Below are 20,754 nucleotides of genomic sequence, written 5' to 3'. Positions count from 1 at the left end.
TCCGGCTACCGTCGAACCGTGCCCGAAATCGTGATACCGCCCGCACTGGCAGCCCTGCACGCCCGGCACGAGCAGGACGCGGGACCCGCGTGGACCGCCGCGTTGCCCGCCCTGGCCAGACGTTCCCTCGACCGCTGGGACCTGCGCCTGGACGGCGCCCCGATGCACGGGATCATCTCCCTCGTCCTCCCCGTGGTACGACCCGACGGAACCCCGGCCGCACTCAAACTCCAGCCCGTCACCGAGGAGACCCGGAGCGAAGGGCCGGGCCTACGGGCCTGGGCGGGCGACGGCGCGGTACTGCTCCTCGACGCGGATCCGGCAGGCGAAGCACTGCTCCTTGAGCGCCTCGACGGCGAACGGTCCCTGGAGAACGTGCCGGACCCGTGGGAGGCGCTGGAGATCCTGACGGGATTGATGGCCAGGTTGATCGCCGTACCCGCGCCACCGGGGATGCGAAGCCTGGCGGACGTCGCCACCGGCATGCTCGCCGACGTACCCGCCGCCATGACCGCATCCGACGACCGCCGATGGCTGGACACCTGCGCGGGAGCCGTACGGGACCTGGCCGGGGAGCCGGGCGACCGCCTCCTGCACTGGGACCTCCACTACGGAAACGTCCTCGCCGGGCACCGCGAGCCGTGGCTGGCGATCGACCCCAAACCGCTCGCCGGAGACCCGGGCTTCGAACTGCTCCCCGCGCTCCACAATCGCTGGCACGACGTAACAGCCACCGGAAACATCCGCAAATGTGTGCTGAAACGCTTTGATTTCATGACCGAAATGCTGGACCTGGATCGAACCCGCGCGATCGGCTGGACCCTCGGCCGAATCCTGCAGGACGCCCTCTGGGACCTCGAAGACGGCCACTCAGCCATGGACCCCATCCGCCTCGCCATCGCCGACGCCCTTCTCTCCCGCTGAACCCCGGCCGCCCTCGGGACGGAGCACGGCAGATCGAAGATGCCGGTTCGAAGTCCCGTCCCCGGAGATTTCTCCACCGCCTCAGGCGAGGCTCGTACAGACGCGTGAAACCCAGGCCAGACCAGGCCAATGCGTTCTCATGCGAGGGAGGCGGCGGGTCGGGCTGCTTGCGGAGATCCTTCCCGATGACCGTCCGAGTGTGGTCGTCATCGATGAGGTTCCGTATCTCATGAACCGCGTCGACGCCTTTGAGGGTGTACTCCAGCGGGCCTGGGACCGCCTGCTCAGCCGCAAGCCGGTACTCCTTCTTCTGGTCGGATCCGACCTCTCGCTGATGGAAGCGCTGAACAGCTACGACCGCCCTTTCCATCAGCGGGGCCGGGAAATGGTCATCGGCCCGTTGAACCCGGCTGACATCGGCGAGATGCTCGACCTTCCGCCGGCGGCCGCCTTCGACGCCGCCCTGATCACAGGCGGTCTCCCGCTGATCTGCGCCGAGTGGCGGACCGGAGCCGACGTCTGGGAATTCCTTCGCGACTCGCTGGACAACCCCATCTCGGCGTTGCTGGTCTCCGCCGAGCGCTCGCTGGCCGCGGAGTTCCCACCGCAGGCGACGAGCAGGGAGGTCCTGCGGGCCATCGGAGCCGGAGAACGCACCTTCACCAACATCGCACGCGCCGCCGGCGGCATCGCCCACACCACGCTCATTCGAGCCACGGATGTCCTGATCGAGAAACGGGTGGTAGCGGCCGAACTGCCGCTCTCACTGCGGCCGTCGAAGGAACGCCGTTACCGGGTGGCCGATTCCTACCTGCGCTTCTGGCTCACGTTCCTGGATCCGCACCTGGCGGAGATCGAGCGGATGCGGGGAGATCTCACTCTGAGCCGGATCAAGGAGCAGTGGACGAGCTGGCGGGGCCGCGCGATCGAGCCCCTCGTCAGGGAATCCCTCGCCCGCCTACTGCCAGACGCGCACCTGCCCGCCGCCCCGGCGATCGGCGCGTACTGGACCCGGAGCAATGACGTCGAGATCGACTTGGTGGGCGCGGACCGGCAACCGGTGGCAAAGCAGTTGCTCTTTCTCGGCTCGATCAAATGGCTGGAGAACTCCGCGTTCGACAGCCACGACCTGGCCGTGCTGCAGAAGCACCGGGCGGCCATCACCGACGAACCGGTACCGCTCGTGGCGGTCTCCCGCAACGGGACCAGCTGTTCCGGGCTCCAGGCGGCGTACGGTCCCGGGGAACTGCTCAGCGCCTGGCGCAGGACATGAGCAGACCAGGCTCCCGCTCGGTAAATGCGTTGCGGGGTCTGGGACGGGCGGGCATGCTGGGTTGATCGAGCGGCGGTGAGCGCTGCCTGGACTAAGGAGGGCTGACGGATGGCCATCACTGTGCTGCGGCATGTCCGCATCAGTCCCACCTCTTTGTTCAGGAGCACATCCCTTGTCTTCCGAGTACGAACTCTCTGATTCCTATTCCGACCCCGATTCCCGCGGGTCCGATTTCACCGGTGACGAGTCTTCATCAGATCCGGCCGACGCCTTCGTCTTCGATTTTCATTCGGTCGACGAGGAGCTGGGCCCGGATCAGCGGTGGTCCACCTGGCTGGAGGTCGAGCGCGGTTCTCGCGGCCCGGAACCACGCCCCTCGTGGGTCGTGACGGACCAGGCTGCGATCGACACCGAGCTCGGCATCCTCAAGACCGGGAAGGAAGCCGACGTCTTCCTGCTCGAACGGGCCGTCGAAGCCATCGGCGACAACCCGGCGAAGTCCTCGCTGCTGGCCGCGAAACGGTACCGCACCGAGGAACACCGGTCCTTCCACCGCAGTACGTCGTACGTCGAAGGCCGCCGTACCCGCAACAGCCGCGACAGCCGGGCGATGGCGAAGAAGACCGCGCACGGCCGCAGCGTCGCGGCCGGTCAGTGGGCGTACGCCGAATGGGACGCCCTCAACCGGTTGTGGAAGGCCGGCGTCCCGGTGCCGTATCCCGTGCAGGTGGACGGCACCGAGCTGCTGATGGAGTTCATCGACGACGGCGAGGGCGGTGCCGCGCCCCGGCTCGCCCAGGTCCGGCCGTCGAAGGAGCTGCTCGGCGTGTACTTCGAGCAGCTTCGCGACGGCATGCGTGAACTGGCCCGCGCGGGGCTCGCGCACGGGGACCTTTCGCCGTTCAACGTCCTCGCGCAGGCCGAGCGGATCGTGATGATCGACCTGCCCCAGGTCGTCGACGTCGTGGGCAACCCGAAGGGCATGGACTTCCTGATGCGCGACTGCCACAACATGGCCACGTGGTTCACGAACCGCGGGCTCGAGATCGACGAACAGGAGCTGTTCGCCGACCTGCTCGCGATGGTGTTCTGACCGCCTTCCGGTAGAACGCATCTGGACCACGCTCAAAGACGTTCATCGCCAACACCGCCGTCAGCTGAGGCTTCGATCGGCGAAGTGAGGCGGAACCCATCCCTGGACCAGCGGTCTCGTTCCGGGTGGGCCGGGGCGACCAGCGCCCCGGCCCACCCCGGTGATCAGCGAGTGGTGTAGCGGATGACGTCGGTGCGCATCACGTCGCCCGAAGCCTTGACCGCCTTGAAGGTGTGCTGCTGGTTCCTCAGTCCTGAGACGCTGAACACGGTCTGTCGCGTCGCCCGTACGGCACTGTGGGTGTCGACCCGGCGGATGAGCTTGCCGTCGATGTACACGTCGACCAGCCCCTGGTCGGGTGCGGTGGCGGTGATCCAGTCGACGCCGGTTCCGGTGAACGCGTACGAGACGGAGTCGCCGTTGCGGGTCGTGGCGTGGACGTCGTCCAGGTAGTCACCGCGGAACGCGAAGTCCAGTTGCGCCGCGCCGAGCGGAAGGCCGGCGAGATAGGCCGAGCGCAGGGTCACGGTCGAGCCGGACAGGATGTAGTCCCGGTCCCGTTCGAGCGCGGTGCCGCCGCGCGAGACGCCGGTGAACTCGCTGCCGTCGCGCAGGAGCTTGACCTGCACGTCCGCCGGCGCCTTCCGGTCGAACGACGCCGTGAACGGGTCGATCAGGCTCGGCTGGAACACGTCGATGCGGTCGAGCAGCATGAAGAAGCCCGACTTCTTGACCACGCGGAGCGTGTGGCTGCCGTTGGGCAGGTCGTTCACCGTGAAGACGGCCTGCTGGGCGAGGCGGGGCTGGCCCTGCTCACGTCCGGTGTTCACGGTCTTCACGAACTGGCCGTCGAGGTAGATGTCGACGTTGCCCTGGGAGACGTCCATCTCGGTGACGTACGAGACGCCGGTTCCGGTGAACGTGTACTCGAACGCGTCGCCGTCGCGCTCGGCGTAGTGCACGTTGTCGTTGTAGTCGCCGAGCCCCCGGCCGGTGCTCTGCGACCAGTTCCCGATGTACGCGATGCCCGGGTCGGTGTTGTCGTGGATGACCGTGCGGACGGGGCCGGTCGTCGACGGCGGGGCGGGGGTACCGGTGTCGGTGACGGTCACGGTGAGCGGCTGGGAGGTGGCGGCGACCTCGTTCCCGCCGTTGCGGGTCCAGTCGCCCTCGTACCGGACGCGCAGGGCGTCGTCGTTGACGGCGACCGCGGCGCCGCGCTGCGGCGTCACCTTGAGCAGGCGTACGCCGTGGATCGGGACCGTGGCGGCGGTGAACTTGCCGTCGAAGCGGCCGAGGTCCCTGCGGGCCCACAGGTCGCGTACGGTGGCGGCGCCGGTCAGCCCGAGGTCCGACCAGTTGGCGGTGATGTCCTTGTCGGTACGGCCGAGGTTGAACAGCGCGACCGTGTAGCTGCCGTCGGCGTTGAGCGAGTACCAGACCTGCTGCTGCGCCGTCGTGGAGACCGGGCGCGCCGGAGTGCCGGCCTGGTCGACCGCGATCACCTCCGGGTTGGTGAGCAGGCTCAGGCCGTACGCGTCAAGCTTGGTCAGGTCGTTGCCGGTGTACAGCGGTGCGGCGGAGATCGCCCACAGCGTCATCGCGGTCTGCCGTTCGTCGCGGGTCAGGCCGTCCATGGTGCCGTTGCCGATGTTGAGCGAGTCGAGGTCGTTCCACCCGCCGTTGCCGCCGTAGCGCCACCAGGTCGACACGAGCGGGAAGAGCCGGGCGATGCTCTGCCACTGGGTGAGCGCCTCGTTGGTGCAGTAGCACTCGACGTCCCAGTCGATCCGCCAGCCGTTCGCCTTGGACCGCCAGTAGTCGGCGTACTTCGGGTCGAGCGCCCAGGACAGCTCGAACCAGATCTTTCGCGCCTTGAGCGCCGCCGACCAGGCGGCGACATCGTCGCGGGCGTCGAGCGACAGGTCGCTCACGCCGGATCCGGGCGTGACGCTGTCGAACTTGACGAAGTCGACGCCCCACTCGGCGAGGAGGTCGGCGATCGAGTCGATGTACTTCTGGGAGCACGGATTCGAGAAGTCGATCCGATAGCCGAGGTGCCAGTAGTCGGAGGGCCGGAGGGGCTGGGCGGCGATGTCGTGCGTGGTGCAGCCGGGCGCGCCGGCGATCGGCAGGCTCGCGTTGTAGACCTCGGGGCCGACGCCGGGGATCAGGTAGAGCCCGAACTTCTGGCCGTTCGCGTGGACGTGGTCGATGACCTTCTGCAGGCCCTGCGGGTAGAGCGTGGCGCTGGGTTTCGGACGGCCGTTGGCGTCGATCCCGTCGTTCCATCCGGCATCGACGTTGATGTACTCGTAGCCGTACTTCTGGAGCTTGGCGCGCATCGCGTCGGACTGCTTGATGATCTGGTCGGCCGTGATCCATTTCCCGTTTCCGGAGTAGACCTGCATGCTGTAGCTGCTCCACCCCATGTACGGCCGTACGGCCCAGGGGTCGGGGGTGGAGGCGGCCGGCCCGTTGGCCCCCGCGCTGGACGAGCCGGGTGCGGGCGCGATGGCCCGCGCGTCGAGTGGCGGGCTCGGCTTGGGGCCGGTGGCGGCCGCCGACTCGGCGATCGGCGACAGGAGCAGTGCGGCGGACAGTACGGCGACGGCGGCGCGGGTTCGCCGACCGGATAAATGTGCGGCGACGCGTAATGGTGACCTCACGGTCACACCTCCTGGTGGAAGTACCGATCCTCGAACGGCAGGCGTCGAATGGGCGGCGACCGCCGGCGTGCGGCACCCGAGGCCCGGCGCTCGAAGCCGGTGCGGATGTGCGGTTCGGGCAGGTCGCGGACGGCCGATGATCGGCATCGAACGACATGGGCGCGAGGCCTCGGCGCTGGGTGGGAGACGAGCACAGAGTGCCGCCGAGCGTAGGGCCGATACCGGCAGCAAATCAATACTTGACGAAGGAAATTATTGGGCTTACGTTTCGGCCATGTTTCTAGAAATCGGCGCTCGGCCGGGTGCCGCCACCCTCTCCCGCATGGAGGAGGTTCGACAGCTCGGCCTGCTCGTCGTCCCGCAGGCGGCTCGGGCGGCGGTCTTGGGCGTGAGTGCCGTTCCAGCGCGAACCGGTCCATCCGACCGGAAGCGGGCGGCCTGATGTCGACCACCACTCCGCATCCGGTTCGCTCGCCGAGCGCGAACGAGGGTCCGGCCAGGCCGCCGCGGCGCCCGGCCGCCGCGGCGCGCCGGCGCAGCCGCTGGTCCGAGGCGAAAAAGTCCTGGCGCCTGCACTGGCAGCTGTACCTGCTGGCGAGCGTGCCGATCGCCTATTTCATCATCTTCAAGTACATACCGATGGCCTTCAACGTCATCGCCTTCAAGGACTACAGCCCCGTGCTGGGTCCGTGGGCCAGCGACTGGGTGGGGCTGCAGAACTTCGAGCGGCTATTCAGCAACCCGGTCTTCGTCGACCTGCTGAAGAACACCCTCATCCTGGCCTTCTACCTGGTGCTGGCGAGCTTCCCGATCCCGATCCTGCTGGCGCTGGCGTTGAACGAGATCCGCAACGGCTGGTTCAAGCGCACCGTGCAGATGGTCACGTACGCGCCGTACTTCATCTCCACCGTGGTCGTGGTCTCGATGACGATCCTGGTGCTCTCGCCCCGGATCGGCATCGTGAACGAGGGGCTCAAGCTGTTCGGCATCGGCCCGATCGACTTCCTCGGTGAGCAGGACTTCTTCCGGCACATCTATGTGTGGACCGACGTCTGGCAGACCGCCGGTTACGGGGCCGTCATCTACCTGGCCGCGCTCGCCGGCATCGACCCGGCGCTGCACGAGGCGGCCAAGATCGACGGGGCCACCCGGCTGCAGCGGATCCGGTACGTCGATCTGCCGGGAATCATGCCGACCGCGGTGATCATGCTGATCCTCGCCGTGGGCAACATGATGGCGATCGGGTTCGAGAAGGCTTACCTGTTGCAGAACAATCTGAACCTCGCGCAGTCGGAGATCATCCCGACCTACGTCTACAAGACCGGCCTGATCAACGCGGACTTCAGCATGGCCTCCGCCGTGGGCCTGTTCAATTCGGTGGTCAATCTCTGCCTGCTGCTGGTGGTCAACTTCGCGGCCAAGCGAATCACTGGAAGAGGACTGTGGCGATGACGACCACGCTTGCGTCCAAGCCGCGGCGCACCCGCCCGGCCGCGGCGAAGGTCCGCGAACCGCTCGGCGACCGGATGGTCCTGATCGTTGTCAAGCTCATGCTGGCGGTGACGCTGGCGCTGGTGCTGCTGCCACTGATCTACATCGTGGCCAGCTCGCTCAGTAGCCCGGCCGCGGTCAATTCCGGCCGGGTGAGATTCTGGCCGGTCGAATTCTCACTGGAAGCCTACCAGTCCGTCCTGAGCAATTCAGAGATCTTGCAGGGGTACTACAACTCGCTGATCTACGCCGTCGCCGGCACGCTGATCAGTGTCACGCTGACGGTGGCCATCGCATATCCGCTGTCCCGCAAGACCTTTTTCGGACGCAACGTACTGATGACGCTGCTCATCTTCACGATGCTGTTCTCCGGCGGCCTGATTCCGACGTACATGGTGGTCCAGGACATCGGGCTGCTCGACACGCGCTGGGCCCTGCTGCTTCCCAACGCGATCGGCGTCTGGCAGGTGATCATCGCCCGTACGTTCTTCGCCAACTCGATCCCCGAGGAGCTCTATGAGGCGTCGATGCTGGACGGGGCGAGCGGACTGCGGACTCTGTGGTCGGTGGTGTTGCCGCTGTCGAAGCCGCTGCTGGCCGTCCTCGCGTTGATGTACACCGTCTTTCAATGGAACACCTATTTCGACGCCCTGGTCTATCTCAAGGATCCCGACCTGTTCCCGCTGCAGATCGTGTTGCGCAACATTCTCATTCTCAACACACCCAGAACCGGCGCCGTGGATCTGGCCCAGCAGATGCATCAGATTCAGCTTGCGAATGTCCTCAGGTATGCGCTCATTGTTGTCTCGAGCCTGCCCGTATTGATTATGTACCCGTTTATCGCGCGGCACTTCACCAAGGGTGCAATGGTGGGCGCGGTCAAGGGGTGAGGAAACCCAAGGAAAAGGAACAAGGCCATGAAGCCGCATTATTCCAGAACCAGAATCGCCGCAGTCGTGGCCACCGCGGCGTTGGTCGCGGCGGGCTGCACCTCCGGCGGCAGCAGCAACAGCAACAGCACGGACAGCGCCCCCAAGGCGAAGATGGAGGGCGACAAGGTCGTCATCTCGGTGATGGCGCCGGCCAATCCCGAGATGAAGCTCGACACGAACACGGTCACGGGTCTGCTCAGTGACAAGTTCAAGATCAAGTTCGAGTTCCAGGCCACCACGATGGACGGCGGGCCGGCCAAGGAGAAGCGCCAGATCGCGATCTCGAGCGGCGACTACCCGGACATGTTCCTGCTGATCCCCTACGTCGACGCGTTCACCAAGACCGACCTCCAGAAGCTTGGCAAGCAGGGCGTCGCGGTGCCGCTGGAGGGCCTGATCAAGGAGCACGCGCCGAACATCCAGAAGGCGCTGGACTCCAACAGCGTGCTCAAGGCGATGTCGACCGCGCCGGACGGTCACATCTACGCGCTGCCGCAGTGGTCCGACTGCTACCACTGCACCTACCCCAACAAGCTGTGGATCAACTCCGAGTGGTTGAAGAAGCTCAACCTGGAGATGCCGAAGACGACCGAGGAACTGCGCACGGTCCTGCGGGCGTTCAAGACCCAGGATCCGAACGGCAACGGCAAGGCCGACGAGATCCCGATGACCACCGACACGCAGGACGGCACGCTGATCGGCTACCTGATGGGAGCGTTCGCCTACGCGCCGTACGGCGCCAGCAACGGCATCCCGTCACTGCTCAAGCTCGACGGCGGCAAGGTGACCACGCCCGTCGACAAGCCCGAGTGGCGTGAGGGCCTGAAGTACATCAAGTCGCTCTATGAGGAAGGCCTGATCGACCAGGCCTCCTTCACCCAGAACGCCGAGGCGCTGCAGGCCGTCGGCAACGACCCGGCCGCGGTCCGGCTCGGCTCCGTGCCCGTGCTGTGGCCCGGCATCTTCGTCCAGCTCTCCTCCAAGGACGGCCGGGACAAGCAGTACGACGCCGCGCCGCCGCTGACCGGCCCCACGGGCAAGAGCTACACCGGGTACAACAACCCGACCTCGATCGGCTACACCTTCATGCTGACCAACAAGTCGAGCATGGAGGCGCGTATCGCGGCGATCAAGATGCTCGACTCCATCTACACCGATGAGGGACAGCTCGTCGCCAACTCCGGGCCCGAAGGGGTCGGCTGGGTCAAGCCCGGCCCCGACGACATCGCCCTCGACACGACGGTGAGCCCCACCTGGAAGCCGAAGCCCGCCAGCGAGGTCCCGCAGAACCTCTCCTGGTCGTCCATGGGGCAGTACTACGTCACGCTCGCGCTGCGCAACGCTCAGGCGGTGCCGAAGGACATCTACTCCGAGGCCGGCCTGGAGCGGCGGTTGTTCGAGGCGACGAAGCTGTACGAGCCGCACGTGGACAAGGCTCAGGTCTTCCCGGAGGCGCAGGTCTGGGCCGACCCGAGCGTGGTCTCCGAGCTGGCCACCTTGAAGACCAACCTCGACAGCTACGTCAGCCAGGGCCAGCTGGCCTTCATCACCGGGTCGAAGGACATCGACACCGAGTGGGACGCCTGGGTCCAGGGCCTGGACGGGCTCGGCATGAAGCGCTACCTCGAGCTCTACCAGCAGGCGTACGACAAGACTCGGCCCGGCAACTGACGTGAGGAGTCCCAGCCGGTCGGTAAAACGACCGGCTGGGACTCTTTCGGTCAGTCCTCGATCACCGACGGGTTCAGGCCCGGGTCGTAGTGGTTGCCGGCGATCACGATGCCGGAGCCGCCGTGGAAGACGAACAGCGGCGAGGCGTACGGCGGCCGGTCCTGCCCGTCCAGGCGGCGCACGACGTTGCCGGTGAAGCGGAATCCGCTGACGCTCCTGACGTCGGCCACGGTCACGTCGCCGACCTCGAACGTGTTGTCCTTGACCGAGATGTCGTGATGCACCGGGCGGGACGAATCGGCGACCTCGTTGGTCGGCTCCACGAAGATGACCGGACCGGCGGGCCTGGTGAACGTGTTCCCGCTGATGGTCACGTCGGTGACCGCGCCGGACTCGTACCACGAGGAGGCGTCGGCGGAGATGGAGATGTCGGCCATCGACATGCCGTCGAACCGGTTGCCGGTGATCAGTACGGGCTTCGGCGTGGTCACCAGCACGCCGCGGGTCGGTACGTTGCGGAAGACGTTGCCGGAGATGAGCACCTCCGGCGCCCACGTGAGGTTCTCCGTGACCGTGCCGCCGACTGCGACGCCGTCGGGCACCGGACGGTCGAACGTCACCGTCATCGTGGTCAGCGGCCGGCTGTGGTCCGTGCCGTTCGGCCCGTCCACCGCGGTGACGGCCGCGGGCGGGCCGGCGAGCGGAGTCATCGTGCGCTTGTCGATGAACCGCACCTGGTCACCGGGATGGAACTGCGGGAATCCGGCCGTCTCACGGTGCATGTAGGCGAGGCTGAGGGTGGCCGGCTCCGGCTTGCCGATCACCTCGAGGTAGGTCCCGTGGACGTTGATCGGATCGTCGTGCGGTCCGTCGAAGGCGCAGCCGGTGATCGTGACTCTGCCCCTGACGCCCGACAAGTTGACATGGTCCGCGAATGACGACGACGTCCGGCCGGACGCGGGGTCCGGTGCGAAGTTCACCCGGTCGATCGTGATGTTCTCGCTGAACTGCCCCACGACGCCGAACTCCTGAAGGTAGTGGACGTTCATCGAGCGCATCGTGACATTCCGGGACTCCCAGATGAACGCGCCCGGGTGCACGCGCTCGATGAGCCGCATCTGGTAGACGAGGCCCGCGTCGGCGGGTGGCGTCGCGCTCGTGTAGTCGATGCGGATCCTGCCCGCACCCAGGTCGACGACCGCGGCGACGTCGGTGAACAGCGGGTTGTCCCCACGCCATGTCCGCTGCGCCGCGGGGTCGTGGATCTGCGTGTACTCCAGGCCGTCCACGCCCGACCAGTAGGGCTGCCCGCTCGCCGGGCTGGTCTCGCCGAGCCAGGTGATGTGGGCGCCGTCGACGCGGTAGCGGGTGCCGGCGGGGAGGGACAGGCGGCGCCATGCCCGGCCGCCGGTGACGCCGGCCGCGGCGACCGTCGCGTCGATCACCTTCGGGGCGGCGTAGTCGATGGAGAGATTCGTGAACGTCACGTTCGCGGAACGGATCACCGCGAACGCCGTCTGCGGTCCGTGACAGACCAGCCTGGCGCCGCGGCCGTCGACCGTGACGTCGCGCATGTCCTCGACGAGCAGCCCGATCCGCTTGTCCCGGTAGCGCTGATCGGCGCCGACGGTGTTGGACACGTACAGCTCACGGAGCTCGGCACGCTCGGGATAGAGCCGATACGTGCCACTGGAGAAAACGATCTCGACGGGACGGTGGAGGGTTCTGGCGTACCGCAGCGCCGCGGCGACCGCAGGGGCCGAGTCGGCCCGGCCGGTCGGGTCGGCGCCGAACGCGGTCACGTCCACCACCACCGGTTCAGGTCGTGAAGTGGCGCTCCTCAAGGATGAGTCCTTCCGCCGGATGGCAGGCGACCTCGATGGTGGCCTCGCGATAGCGGACGCGGGTGCGCGCCGCCCTGTCGCACTGGATCCGTGCCTGGCGCAGTCGCCCGTCCCGCCAGGCCAGGTCGACCGTGAAGCCGCCGCGGGCGCGCAGCCCGCGGACCGAGCCGTCGCGCCAGGCGGACGGCAGCGCCGGCAGCAGCTCGACCTCCTCACCGTCGGACTGCAGCAGCATCTCGGCGATCGCGGCGGTGCCGCCGGCGTTGCCGTCGAAGGAGTAGATGTTCTGCTCGGCGCCGGCGACACCGCCGACGGAGTAGCTGAGCAGGTTCGCCTCGCTGGCGTCGGTGATCAACCTGGTGAGGTGGGCCAGCGCCTTCTCGCCGTCGAGCAGACGGGCGTAGTAGGCGGCGAAGCTCGCCTCCACCCACTCGGTCTGCTCCCAGCCCGGCGCCGCCTGCCGGCGTTCCAGGACGACCTCGGCGGCACGGGCGAGCTCAGGCGTGCGCCGCGGCGTGATCTGCCGCTCGGGAAACACCGCGCACAGGTGTGAGGTGTGCCGGTGTTCGGGAACCGCCTCCTCGGCGTCGTCCAGCCACTCCCGCAGCTGACCGTGCCGGCCGATCCGGAACGGCGACAGCCTTTCCCGGGCGGCGGCGACGCGCTCGCGAAGGTCAGGGTCGAGGTCCAGGACGGTGGCGGCCTGGTGGCAGATCCGCAGGATCGCCTCGGCGAAGACGCGGTCGACGGTGTTGCCCATCGCGATCGAGCACGGTGTGCCGTCCGGCGCCAGGTACCAGTTCTCCGGTGAGTCGGAGGGGCCGGCCACGAGCCAGCCGTGGGCCGGATGAGGCACCAGGTAGGAGAGCAGGAACAGCGCGGCGTCGCGGAGAACGGGGTAGGCCTCCTCGCGGAGGAACTCGTCGTCGGGCTGGTACTCGTAGTGCTCCCACAGTTGCAGGGCGAGCCAGAAGCCGCCGGTGACGTTCATGCCCCAGCCCATGCCGCCACCCGGTGCGGTGTAGCCCCAGGCGTTGGTGACCGTGTGCGCGACCCAGCCGTCCGCGCCGTACATCCGCTCGGCGGTGTCCCGGCCGTGCTCGGCGAGCCGCTGGAGGAACCGGACCAGCGGGGTGTGGCATTCGGCGAGGTTGGCCGGTTCGGCGGCCCAGTAGTTCTGCTGGGTGTTGATGTCGAGGTGGAAGTCGTCGCTCCAGCCCGAGGTGCTGGCGAGCCCGTCGTTCCACACTCCCTGCAAGGCGAGCGGCAGGGGTGAGTCCTCCCGGGAGCCGGCGATGGTGAGGTAGCGGCCGTACTGGAAGTACAGGGCGATCAGGTCGTCGTCGCGCTCGCCGCGGGCGAGGCGTTCCCGGCGCAGGTCGGTGGGCAGGTCGACCGGCTCGCCGAGGTCGATCGACACCCGGCCCATCAGGCGGCGGTGGTCCTCGACGTGCGCGGCGCGCACCACGTCGTAGCCGGCCCCGGCGGCCGAGGCGATCAGCCTCTCCGCCCGGTCGGCCGGGTCGTCGCCGGCCCAGTCCGTGCCGACCGCGACCAGCACGACGGCCGCGTCCGCGCCGGTGACGGCGACCGTGCCGGTGCCGGTGCCGGTGCCGGTGCCGGTGTCGCGGCGCAGCGTTCCGCCCTCGGCCTCGATCCGGACGCGGACCTCGACGGCGGCGCCCCGGTTTCCGTCGCTGTGCAGCGATTCGACCGCGTGGCCGCTGAACGCGACGCCGGACGCGGTGGTCGTCACCTCGCCGGGCAGCACGCTGTCGTCCAGGCCGGCCGTGAAGCTGACCGCGCCGGGACGGTCAGCCGTGAGGCGCAGCGCGATGACCCCGTGGGGATGGGAGGCGAGGACCTCCCGCAGGTGATGGATGCCGTCCTGTTCGAACTCGACCCGGACGACACCGTCGCCGAGGTCCAGCCGGCGACGGTAGTCGCGGCACACGCCGCCGCCGAAATCCAGCCGCAGCCGAGGGAGCGGCAGGTTGGTGCCGAACGATGTCGGCCGGCCGAGCAGGTGCTCCTCGGCCAGCCGCTGGGCCTCGGCTTGCCGGCCTTCGAACAGCAGCCGCCGCACGGCCGGCAACATGCTGAGCGCCGTGGGGCTCACGTCGGTGGCCGAGGGCGCCCCCGACCACGCGGTCGACTCGGACAGCCGGACGCTCTCGGTGCCCACGCCCCCGTAGACCATGCCGCCGAGCCGGCCGTTGCCGATCGGCAACGCTTCGAACCAGCGCTCGGCGGGCCGGTCGTAGCAGAGAACGGTGGAAGGCATCGGACTCCTCAGGCCAGCTGATCGCGAAGCCACGGCAGCTGGACCGGCGTCTGGAACGACCCGCCGCCCTCGTGCCGGTTGTACGGCCAGACCTGCATCCGCTTCGGCCCCGCGTAGTGGTTGTAGGCGGCGAAGACCGTGGACGGCGGGCACACGTCGTCCATGAGACCGACGGAGTACAACGCCGGCGCGGTGGCCCGGGCGGCGAAGTGCCCGCCGTCGAAGTACCCCAGAGTGTGGAAGACCTGCTCGACGCGGTCGCGGTTGGCCGCGCAGAAGTTCGACAGCTCCTGGTACGGGTACGAGTCGGTGATCTCGGTGGCCCGCCGGAAGCAGGTCAGGAACGGCACGTCGATCAGCGCGGCCCGGACCTGGCGGTGCAGGCCGGCCACCGCCTGCGCGATGCCGCCGCCCTGGCTCGCGCCGGCCACCACGATGCGGCCGGGGTCCACAGCGGGGAGGGTGGACGCCAGGTCCACCGCCCGTACCGCGTCGGTGAACAGCCGGCGGTAGTAGTACGTCTCGGGGTCGAGCACGCCGCGCGTCATCAGGCCGTTATGGTGTGGCGTGTTGTCGCCGGGCAGGTCGGGGGTGTCGCCGTCGCCCTGGCCGCGCGAGTCCACCACGAGCACGGCATAGCCCGCGGCCGGCCACAGCAGCCATTCGTGCGGCCGCCCGCGCCCGCCGCCGTACCCGATGAACTGCACGACGCACGGCAGCGGCCGGTCGCCGATGGCGGGCTCGACGAGCCAGGCGGCCACCCGCTGCCCGTCGTACCCGCTGAACCGCACGTCGGAGACGCGCACCCCGGGCAGCAGCGCGTCGTAGGGCGTCACCTCGGCCGCCAGGTCGTGCTTGCGGGCGGCGGTGAGCGTGCGCGACCAGAAGGCGTCGAAGTCGTCCGGCTGGTCGAGGGCCGGGCGGTAGTCGCGCAGCTGGGCGAGGGGAAGGTCGAAGAAGGCCATGGGTCAGTCCTCGATGCGGATGAGCTGGACGAGGGCGCTGGCATGGTCGCCCTCGGGCAGGTGGAGGGGAAGGCCGGACTGCAGCAGGACGGCTCCGGAGTAGGTGGCGCCGGTGTCCGGATCCCGGTAGGTGGCGCCGGGGTCGAGCGCGGTCAGCCGCAGCGGGGCGGGTTGACGGCCGTACGGGCGCGACGGGCACCAGGCGAGCACCACGAACTGGTTCTCGTGCGCGAATCCCACCGCCGTCAGGGCGCCCTCCCCGGTAAGCCGGTACGCCGTGCCGTGCTGGACCGCCGGCCGGATGCGCTTGTAGGTGGCGATCAGCCCGGCGGCCTCCTTGAGCTCGTCCTCGGTCCACGTGGTGAGGTCGCCGCCGACACCCAGCGCCCCGGCCATGGCGACATGGAACCGGAAACGCAACGGGGTCTTCCTGCCGGTGGCCACGTTTGGGCTGTCGGTCACCCACGCGCCCATGACCTGGGCCGGGAAGAGCTGGCTGAAGCCGTGCTGGATGGCGATCCGGTCGACGGGGTCGGTGTTGTCCGAGGTCCAGATCTGGTCGGTGCGGGCGAGGATGCCCAGATCGGCACGCCCGCCGCCGCCGGCGCACGCCTCGATCCGCAGACCGGGGTGATCGGCGCGCAGCCGATCCATGATCCGGTAGACCGACCGCGTGTGCTCGATCCACAATCGGTCGGGGTCGGCGTCGCCAGGCCAGCCGGCCTCGGTGAACGGCCGGTTGGCGTCCCATTTGAGAAAGTCGATGTCGTGTTCCGCCACCAGCCGGTCGAGCCAGGCGTGGGCCCAGGCGGCGGTGTCCGGCCGGGCGAGGTTGAGCACGAGCTGGTGCCGCATCTCGGTACGTTCGCGGTTGGCCATGTGCAGCACCCAGTCCGGATGCGCCCGGTAGAGGTCGCTGTCGGGGTTGACCATCTCCGGCTCGACCCACAGCCCGAATCGCATACCGAGCCGGTGCACCTCGGCGGAGAGCGGCCGCAGGCCGCGGGGGAAGCGGTCCGGGTTGGGCGTCCAGTCGCCGAGGCCGGCGTGGTCGCTGACGCGGCCGCCGAACCAGCCGTCATCCACCACGAACAGCTCGACGCCGATCCGCGCGGCCAGCGCGGCCAGCGCCCGCTGGCCCGCCTCGTCGACGTCGAAACCCGTCGCCTCCCACGAGTTGTAGAGCACCGGCCGCAGCTCCTCGGGGTGCGGGAGCACGTGCCTGGCGACGTACGCGTGCCAGGCCCGGCTGGCCGCGCCGAACCCGCCGGCGGTGAACAGGCCGGCGAAGACCGGCGTGCTGAGGGTCTCGCCGGGCGCGAGCGACCAGGTGAGCCCCTCGTGACCGTGGCCGCCGGTCCACGTCGTACGGCCGGCCGGGTCGCGGTGCAGGGTGATCCGCCAGCTGCCGCTCCAGGCCAGCGCGGTGCTCCACACCTCACCGTGCTCCTCGCCGGCCGTGCCGTCGTCGAAGGCCAGCCAGGGGTTGGCCTGGTGGCTGGTCATGCCGCGCCGGCTGGTGAAAACCGTCTCGGCGGTGGCGACCTCGGCCCGGCGCAGCCGGAACTCGCTGTTCCAGCCGCCGACCAGGTGGCTCACCCGGTAGCCGCCCCGGCACGGCAGGGTCCACGCCGCGCTGTCGCAGCGCTGCACGGTGATCGGGAGCCGCTCGTCGCGGTTCTCGACGGTGGTCCACCGCTCGATCATGTCGCTGTCCTCGTGCACCCGGTAATGCAGGGTGACACGCAGCGGGTAGTGCCGGTCGTCCAGGTGGATGCTCAGCCGGCCGTCCGCGGCGTCGTGGCCGGCGTAGCGCCACTCGACGGCGCGAGTGCCGTCGGCGAAGCGCACCTGAAGGCCGGGCGGCCCGAAGCGCGCGCCGCCCTCCACGGCCAGCTCCTCCGCCCCGCCCACGGCGTCGAAGCTGCTGCCCGCCGCCGGGGTGCGCTCGGCCAGCTCCCGAGCCTGCGCCAGGGTCAGGGCCCCGCCCCAGTGCACGTGCCGCACGGTGTCGTCCTCGTCGATCCGTACGGCGTACGACGTGGACGGGGTACGCAGCAGCCACAGGCGCCGGCGGGGATCGAACAGCAGGGGGGACATCTGGTTCCTCGGTCGTGATCGTGAGAGCGTGGGCGGTGAGTGCAGCGAGCGTAGGTCCGCGCTCGCGGCCAAATCAATACTTGACGAAGGAAATTATTGAGCTTAGATTTCGGTCATGTTTCCCGAGGCTGACGCCGTAGCGCCCGCAGTCACGGCGGTGTTCACCACCGTGTTGACCGAGGGCCCGATCAGCCGCGTCGCCCTCGCCCGTCGGCTCGGCCTGTCCTCCGCCGCCGTCACCAAAGCGGCGCGTCCGCTCATCGAGATGGGCTACCTGGAGGAGCTGGCCGCGACCGAGCGGACCGGGCCGGGCGCCGGGCGGCCGGCCAGCCCGCTGGCCATCCGGGCCGACCGCGAGTTCTTCGTGGGCGTGAAGATCACCGGTGACGAGCTGATCGGCGTGGTCTGCGACCTTCGCGCCGGGGTCCGCACCGCGGCCCACCGGCGACTCTCGGCGCCCGACGTCGACCACGTCCTCACCCAGCTGGGCGAGCTCGTCGACGAATTACTTGACAGTCCCAGCGATTACCGGGCCCGCACCCGCCGGCTTGGGCTGGCCGTCTCCGGCGACGTCGACCGCTCCACCGGTCTGGTGCGGTACTCGCCGTTCCTGCGCTGGCACGACCTGCCCCTGCGGGAACGGGCGGAGAAGATCACCGGCCTCGCCGTCACCGTGGAGAACGACGTGAAGGCACTGACCACCGCCGAGCACTGGTTCGGCGAGGGCGTCGGCGCTGAGTCGTTCGCCCTCGTGACCGTCGGCGCGGGCATCGGCTGCGGCCTGGTCGTCGGCGGCAGCCTCGTCTCCGGCTCACACGGCGTGGCCGGCGAGATCGGCCATATCGGCATCGACGTGAACGGCCCGGCCTGCCACTGCGGGAGCCGCGGCTGCGTCGAGGCGATCGCCGGCGCCGACGCCATCGTCCGGCAGGCCCGGGCGGCCGCCGGACGGCCGGAGCTTACTTTCGAGGACGCGGTGACGCTGGCCCGAGCTGGCGACGCCCCGGTCGGCGCCGTCTTCGCTCGGGCTGGCGACGCGATCGGCTCCGGCATCGCCGCGGTCGCGAACCTGGTCGGCCCGGCCCGGATAGTGGTCTCCGGCGAGGGCTTGGCGGCCTACGACCTGTTCGAGCCGCACATCCGGGCCGGCTTCCAGCGGCAGGCGTTCGGCGCCGCCGCCGACTGCCCGCTCTCCATCCGCCCCCTGCCCTTCGAGGAGTGGGCGCGCGGGGCGGCCACCGTCAGCATCCAGGCTCTCGTAGCCTCCTGACAGAGACGACGTTCATGAGCACGCCCCGCCGGGGTCTCACCGGGGCTGCCGGCTGACTTCCGGTCCTCAAGAAGGATCACTTCGCTGAGCGTGCCTTCGAGGCGGCGTCGTCGCGGGTGGAGTGGCTCAGGTGCGGATCAGCTTCTCGACGCAAGGCCAAGGAGAACCGAGAAACCCCAGGTCAGGCCGAGTGTGGCGGAGTAGGGCGGGTGGGACTTGAACCCACGACCCACGGATTATGAGTCCGATGCTCTGACCGGCTGAGCTACCGCCCCGCAAAACAGGCTATTGGCCTGCCATTACTTAAAACCTGTGCGACCGTACCACAAGCGCACACCTAGGCGACAGCGTAGGATTATGGCCGTGGCAAAGCGCAACCAGAGTAGATCACCACGCGTGGCCGCGCTGCTGGATTCGTACGTTCTTGACCTGGATTCAGCGAACAGATCGGCCGGCACCATCGACTCCTACCTCCTCACGCTCCGCAAGTTCTGCTTGTTCCTCACCGAGCATGGCATGCCGGACACGATCAACGAAGTGAGCGGCGAAGAGTTTCGCGCCTTCCTTCTCGCCGCCCGCCTCGGATGCGATATCAACGGCTGCGACTGCGGCCTTCAGTCCTCCAGCGCCGGCAACGTCCACAAGCACTACCGCAACCTGCGCGCCTACTTCGGCTGGCTGATCCGCGAGGAAGTTCGTACCCCTCCCCACCCGATGGCCAACGTCGCCGAGCCCACCGTGCCCGACGAGGCCGAGGAGACCTTCAGTGCCGACGAGCTCGCCCGCCTGCTCAAGGATGCCTCGGGGAGGACCTTTACCGACCTGCGGGACACGGCGATAATGCGGATCTTCATGGACACGGGAATGCGCGCCTCGTCCCTGTCTGGGCTCTGCTACAGCACCGACCCCGAGAGATCCGACATCCAGCTCGGCAAGAAACTACTGCGAATACGACAGAAGGGCGGTGACACGCTCTTGGTGCCGATCGGCAAGAAGGCCGCCCGAGACCTGGATCGCTATCTGCGTGCGCGGGCAGAGCACCCCGAATCCGACTCCGACTGGCTGTGGCTCGGCCCCAAGGGCCGACTCACCCAGTCGGGCGTGCGCCAGATGCTGGAGCGGCGCGGCAAGCGGGCCGGCGTGCTGAATGTGCACGCCCACCGGTTCCGGCACACATTCGCCGACGACTGGCTCGACGCCGGAGGTTCGGCTCACGACCTGATGCGGATCGCAGGCTGGTCCTCCCTGCAGATGGTGGGGAGATACGGCAGGTCGGCCGCCGACCGCCGAGCCTGGCAAGCCCATGCGCGCCTCTCCCCCGGCGATCGAATATAGATCTTGATCCGCTGGTGTCCGCACGTGGATGGCATCTATGGCGACTCACCACGCCACACGCGAACGTTACGTGTGCAACGTCTCCTTGTTCCTGAGCAAGAAGTCGAGGACCAGGGAAAGGAACTCGACCGGACGCTCGAACGCCAGGGCGTGGCTGGATCCGGGGCCGTCCAGGATTTCGAGCTCGGCGCCGGGAATCGCGTCGGCCACGGCCTTCGCCTGCCAAGGCGGCGTCAGCAAATCCTGTTCACCGGCGATGACCAGCGTCGGGGCGGTGATGGAGCCAAGGCGATCATGGGTGTCATGGCGCAGATCCGCGTCCCACTGCTCGATCGTGGTGGCCATCTGCAGTTCGGTCGCAGGCATGGCGGGAAGCACCTGCTCAATGAGCGAAGACAGCGCGGGAGAGTTGATCAGCTCCGGCGAGAAGACGACGGCCATGGCGGTCATGATCTCGTTCATGTCACGCGTCGCCCAGGTATGGCGCAAAGACGTGAACACCGCTCGCTGGAAAGCGTCGGCGCGCGCCCACGTCCCGTACAGGACGAGCGAGCCGACACGATCGGGACGAGCGAGGGCCAGTTCCTGGGCGACCGCGGAGCCGAGGGACCAGCCGACGACATGAGCGCGTTGGACGCCCAGCGCGTCCAGGAGGGAAGCGGCGTCCCGGGCCAGGCCTGTCGTGGAGATCTCCGCCCGGCCTCGCGGCGACTCGCCGATCCCTCGGTGGTCGTAGCAGATCATGCGGTAGCCGGCGTCGCGGAGAGCAGGCGTCAGCGCGGTCCAGACGAGTTGGTTCTGCGCGGTGGGGTTGATGAGCAGCAGCGGCCAACCGGCCTCGTCCCCGTGAACGTGGACGTCAAGCACGGTGTCGGCACTGACATTGATCATGTACATATGATC

14 protein-coding genes and 1 tRNA gene are annotated in these 20,754 nt (G+C 68.6%); 8 read left to right on the top strand and 7 right to left on the bottom strand.

Translation table 11 applies throughout. The annotated features are described in order from the left end of the window. Positions 1-18 precede the first annotated feature (18 nt). From Aph01nite_RS13385 to Aph01nite_RS13375, 3 genes are all read left to right on the top strand, one after another. Positions 19-924, top strand: a complete 906-nt coding sequence (locus Aph01nite_RS13385) for an aminoglycoside phosphotransferase family protein (RefSeq protein WP_204041172.1) — start codon at positions 19-21, stop codon at positions 922-924. Between the two features lie 199 nt (positions 925-1,123). Further along, positions 1,124-2,197: an ATP-binding protein gene (locus Aph01nite_RS13380; protein ID WP_239161647.1), complete on the top strand. Its 1,074-nt coding sequence runs from the start codon at positions 1,124-1,126 to the stop codon at positions 2,195-2,197. 385 nt (positions 2,198-2,582) lie between these two features. After that, positions 2,583-3,290, top strand: coding sequence for a serine protein kinase RIO (locus Aph01nite_RS13375; RefSeq protein ID WP_239161646.1), 708 nt, complete (start codon positions 2,583-2,585; stop codon positions 3,288-3,290). 164 nt (positions 3,291-3,454) lie between these two features. On the opposite strand, the gene Aph01nite_RS13370 is transcribed toward Aph01nite_RS13375, so the two are convergent. After that, positions 3,455-5,959 carry a X2-like carbohydrate binding domain-containing protein gene (locus tag Aph01nite_RS13370; RefSeq protein WP_204041169.1) on the bottom strand — a complete coding sequence of 835 codons (2,505 nt, stop codon included), beginning with the start codon at positions 5,957-5,959 and terminating at the stop codon, positions 3,455-3,457. A gap of 441 nt (positions 5,960-6,400) precedes the next feature. Between Aph01nite_RS13370 and Aph01nite_RS13365 the strand changes: the two genes are divergently transcribed. From Aph01nite_RS13365 to Aph01nite_RS13355, 3 genes are read left to right on the top strand one after another with little or no spacing between them, the layout of a single operon-like run. Further along, positions 6,401-7,411: an ABC transporter permease gene (locus Aph01nite_RS13365; RefSeq protein WP_204041168.1), complete on the top strand. Its 1,011-nt coding sequence runs from the start codon at positions 6,401-6,403 to the stop codon at positions 7,409-7,411. After that, a complete protein-coding gene (locus Aph01nite_RS13360) occupies positions 7,408-8,340 on the top strand; it encodes a carbohydrate ABC transporter permease (RefSeq protein ID WP_204041167.1) in 933 nt (310 codons plus the stop codon). The genes Aph01nite_RS13365 and Aph01nite_RS13360 overlap by 4 nt, the downstream gene beginning before the upstream one ends. 27 nt (positions 8,341-8,367) lie before the next feature. After that, complete coding sequence (locus tag Aph01nite_RS13355; RefSeq protein ID WP_204041166.1) at positions 8,368-10,053, top strand: type 2 periplasmic-binding domain-containing protein; 1,686 nt, start codon at positions 8,368-8,370, stop codon at positions 10,051-10,053. A gap of 50 nt (positions 10,054-10,103) precedes the next feature. Here the strand turns inward: Aph01nite_RS13355 and Aph01nite_RS13350 are convergent, their stop codons facing one another. From Aph01nite_RS13350 to Aph01nite_RS13335, 4 genes are read right to left on the bottom strand one after another with little or no spacing between them, the layout of a single operon-like run. Then, positions 10,104-11,897, bottom strand: coding sequence for an alpha-1,3-galactosidase-related protein (locus tag Aph01nite_RS13350; RefSeq protein WP_204041165.1), 1,794 nt, complete (start codon positions 11,895-11,897; stop codon positions 10,104-10,106). Further along, the gene (locus Aph01nite_RS13345; protein WP_204041164.1) at positions 11,872-14,181 is read right to left on the bottom strand and encodes a glycoside hydrolase family 95 protein; all 2,310 of its coding nucleotides are present in this window, start codon (positions 14,179-14,181) and stop codon (positions 11,872-11,874) included. Before Aph01nite_RS13345 ends, Aph01nite_RS13350 begins: the two co-directional genes overlap by 26 nt. Before the next feature lie 8 nt (positions 14,182-14,189). Beyond that, on the bottom strand, positions 14,190-15,146 hold the full coding sequence (locus tag Aph01nite_RS13340; protein ID WP_204041163.1) for an acetylxylan esterase: 957 nt from the start codon (positions 15,144-15,146) through the stop codon (positions 14,190-14,192). 3 nt (positions 15,147-15,149) lie between these two features. Continuing rightward, complete coding sequence (locus Aph01nite_RS13335) at positions 15,150-17,246, bottom strand: alpha-galactosidase (RefSeq protein WP_204041162.1); 2,097 nt, start codon at positions 17,244-17,246, stop codon at positions 15,150-15,152. Between the two features lie 115 nt (positions 17,247-17,361). Here Aph01nite_RS13335 and Aph01nite_RS13330 point away from each other — a divergent pair, with 115 nt between their 5' ends. Continuing rightward, positions 17,362-18,516: an ROK family transcriptional regulator gene (locus tag Aph01nite_RS13330; protein WP_204041161.1), complete on the top strand. Its 1,155-nt coding sequence runs from the start codon at positions 17,362-17,364 to the stop codon at positions 18,514-18,516. A gap of 201 nt (positions 18,517-18,717) precedes the next feature. Here Aph01nite_RS13330 and Aph01nite_RS13325 read toward each other — a convergent pair. Then, a tRNA-Ile gene (locus tag Aph01nite_RS13325) sits at positions 18,718-18,791 on the bottom strand. 88 nt (positions 18,792-18,879) lie between these two features. Here Aph01nite_RS13325 and Aph01nite_RS13320 point away from each other — a divergent pair. Then, the gene (locus Aph01nite_RS13320; RefSeq protein WP_204041160.1) at positions 18,880-19,851 is read left to right on the top strand and encodes a tyrosine-type recombinase/integrase; all 972 of its coding nucleotides are present in this window, start codon (positions 18,880-18,882) and stop codon (positions 19,849-19,851) included. A 66-nt stretch (positions 19,852-19,917) separates the two neighbouring features. Here the strand turns inward: Aph01nite_RS13320 and Aph01nite_RS13315 are convergent, their stop codons facing one another. Then, entirely contained in the window at positions 19,918-20,742 is an 825-nt protein-coding gene (locus Aph01nite_RS13315) for an alpha/beta fold hydrolase (RefSeq protein ID WP_204041159.1), read from the bottom strand. Between the last annotated feature and the right edge of the window lie 12 nt (positions 20,743-20,754).

This window comes from Acrocarpospora phusangensis (assembly GCF_016862995.1).
In the GTDB taxonomy this organism is placed as follows: domain Bacteria; phylum Actinomycetota; class Actinomycetes; order Streptosporangiales; family Streptosporangiaceae; genus Acrocarpospora; species Acrocarpospora phusangensis.
The sequence above is the reverse complement of the archived record's forward strand: the minus strand, read 5'-3'. Positions and strand labels throughout refer to the sequence as shown.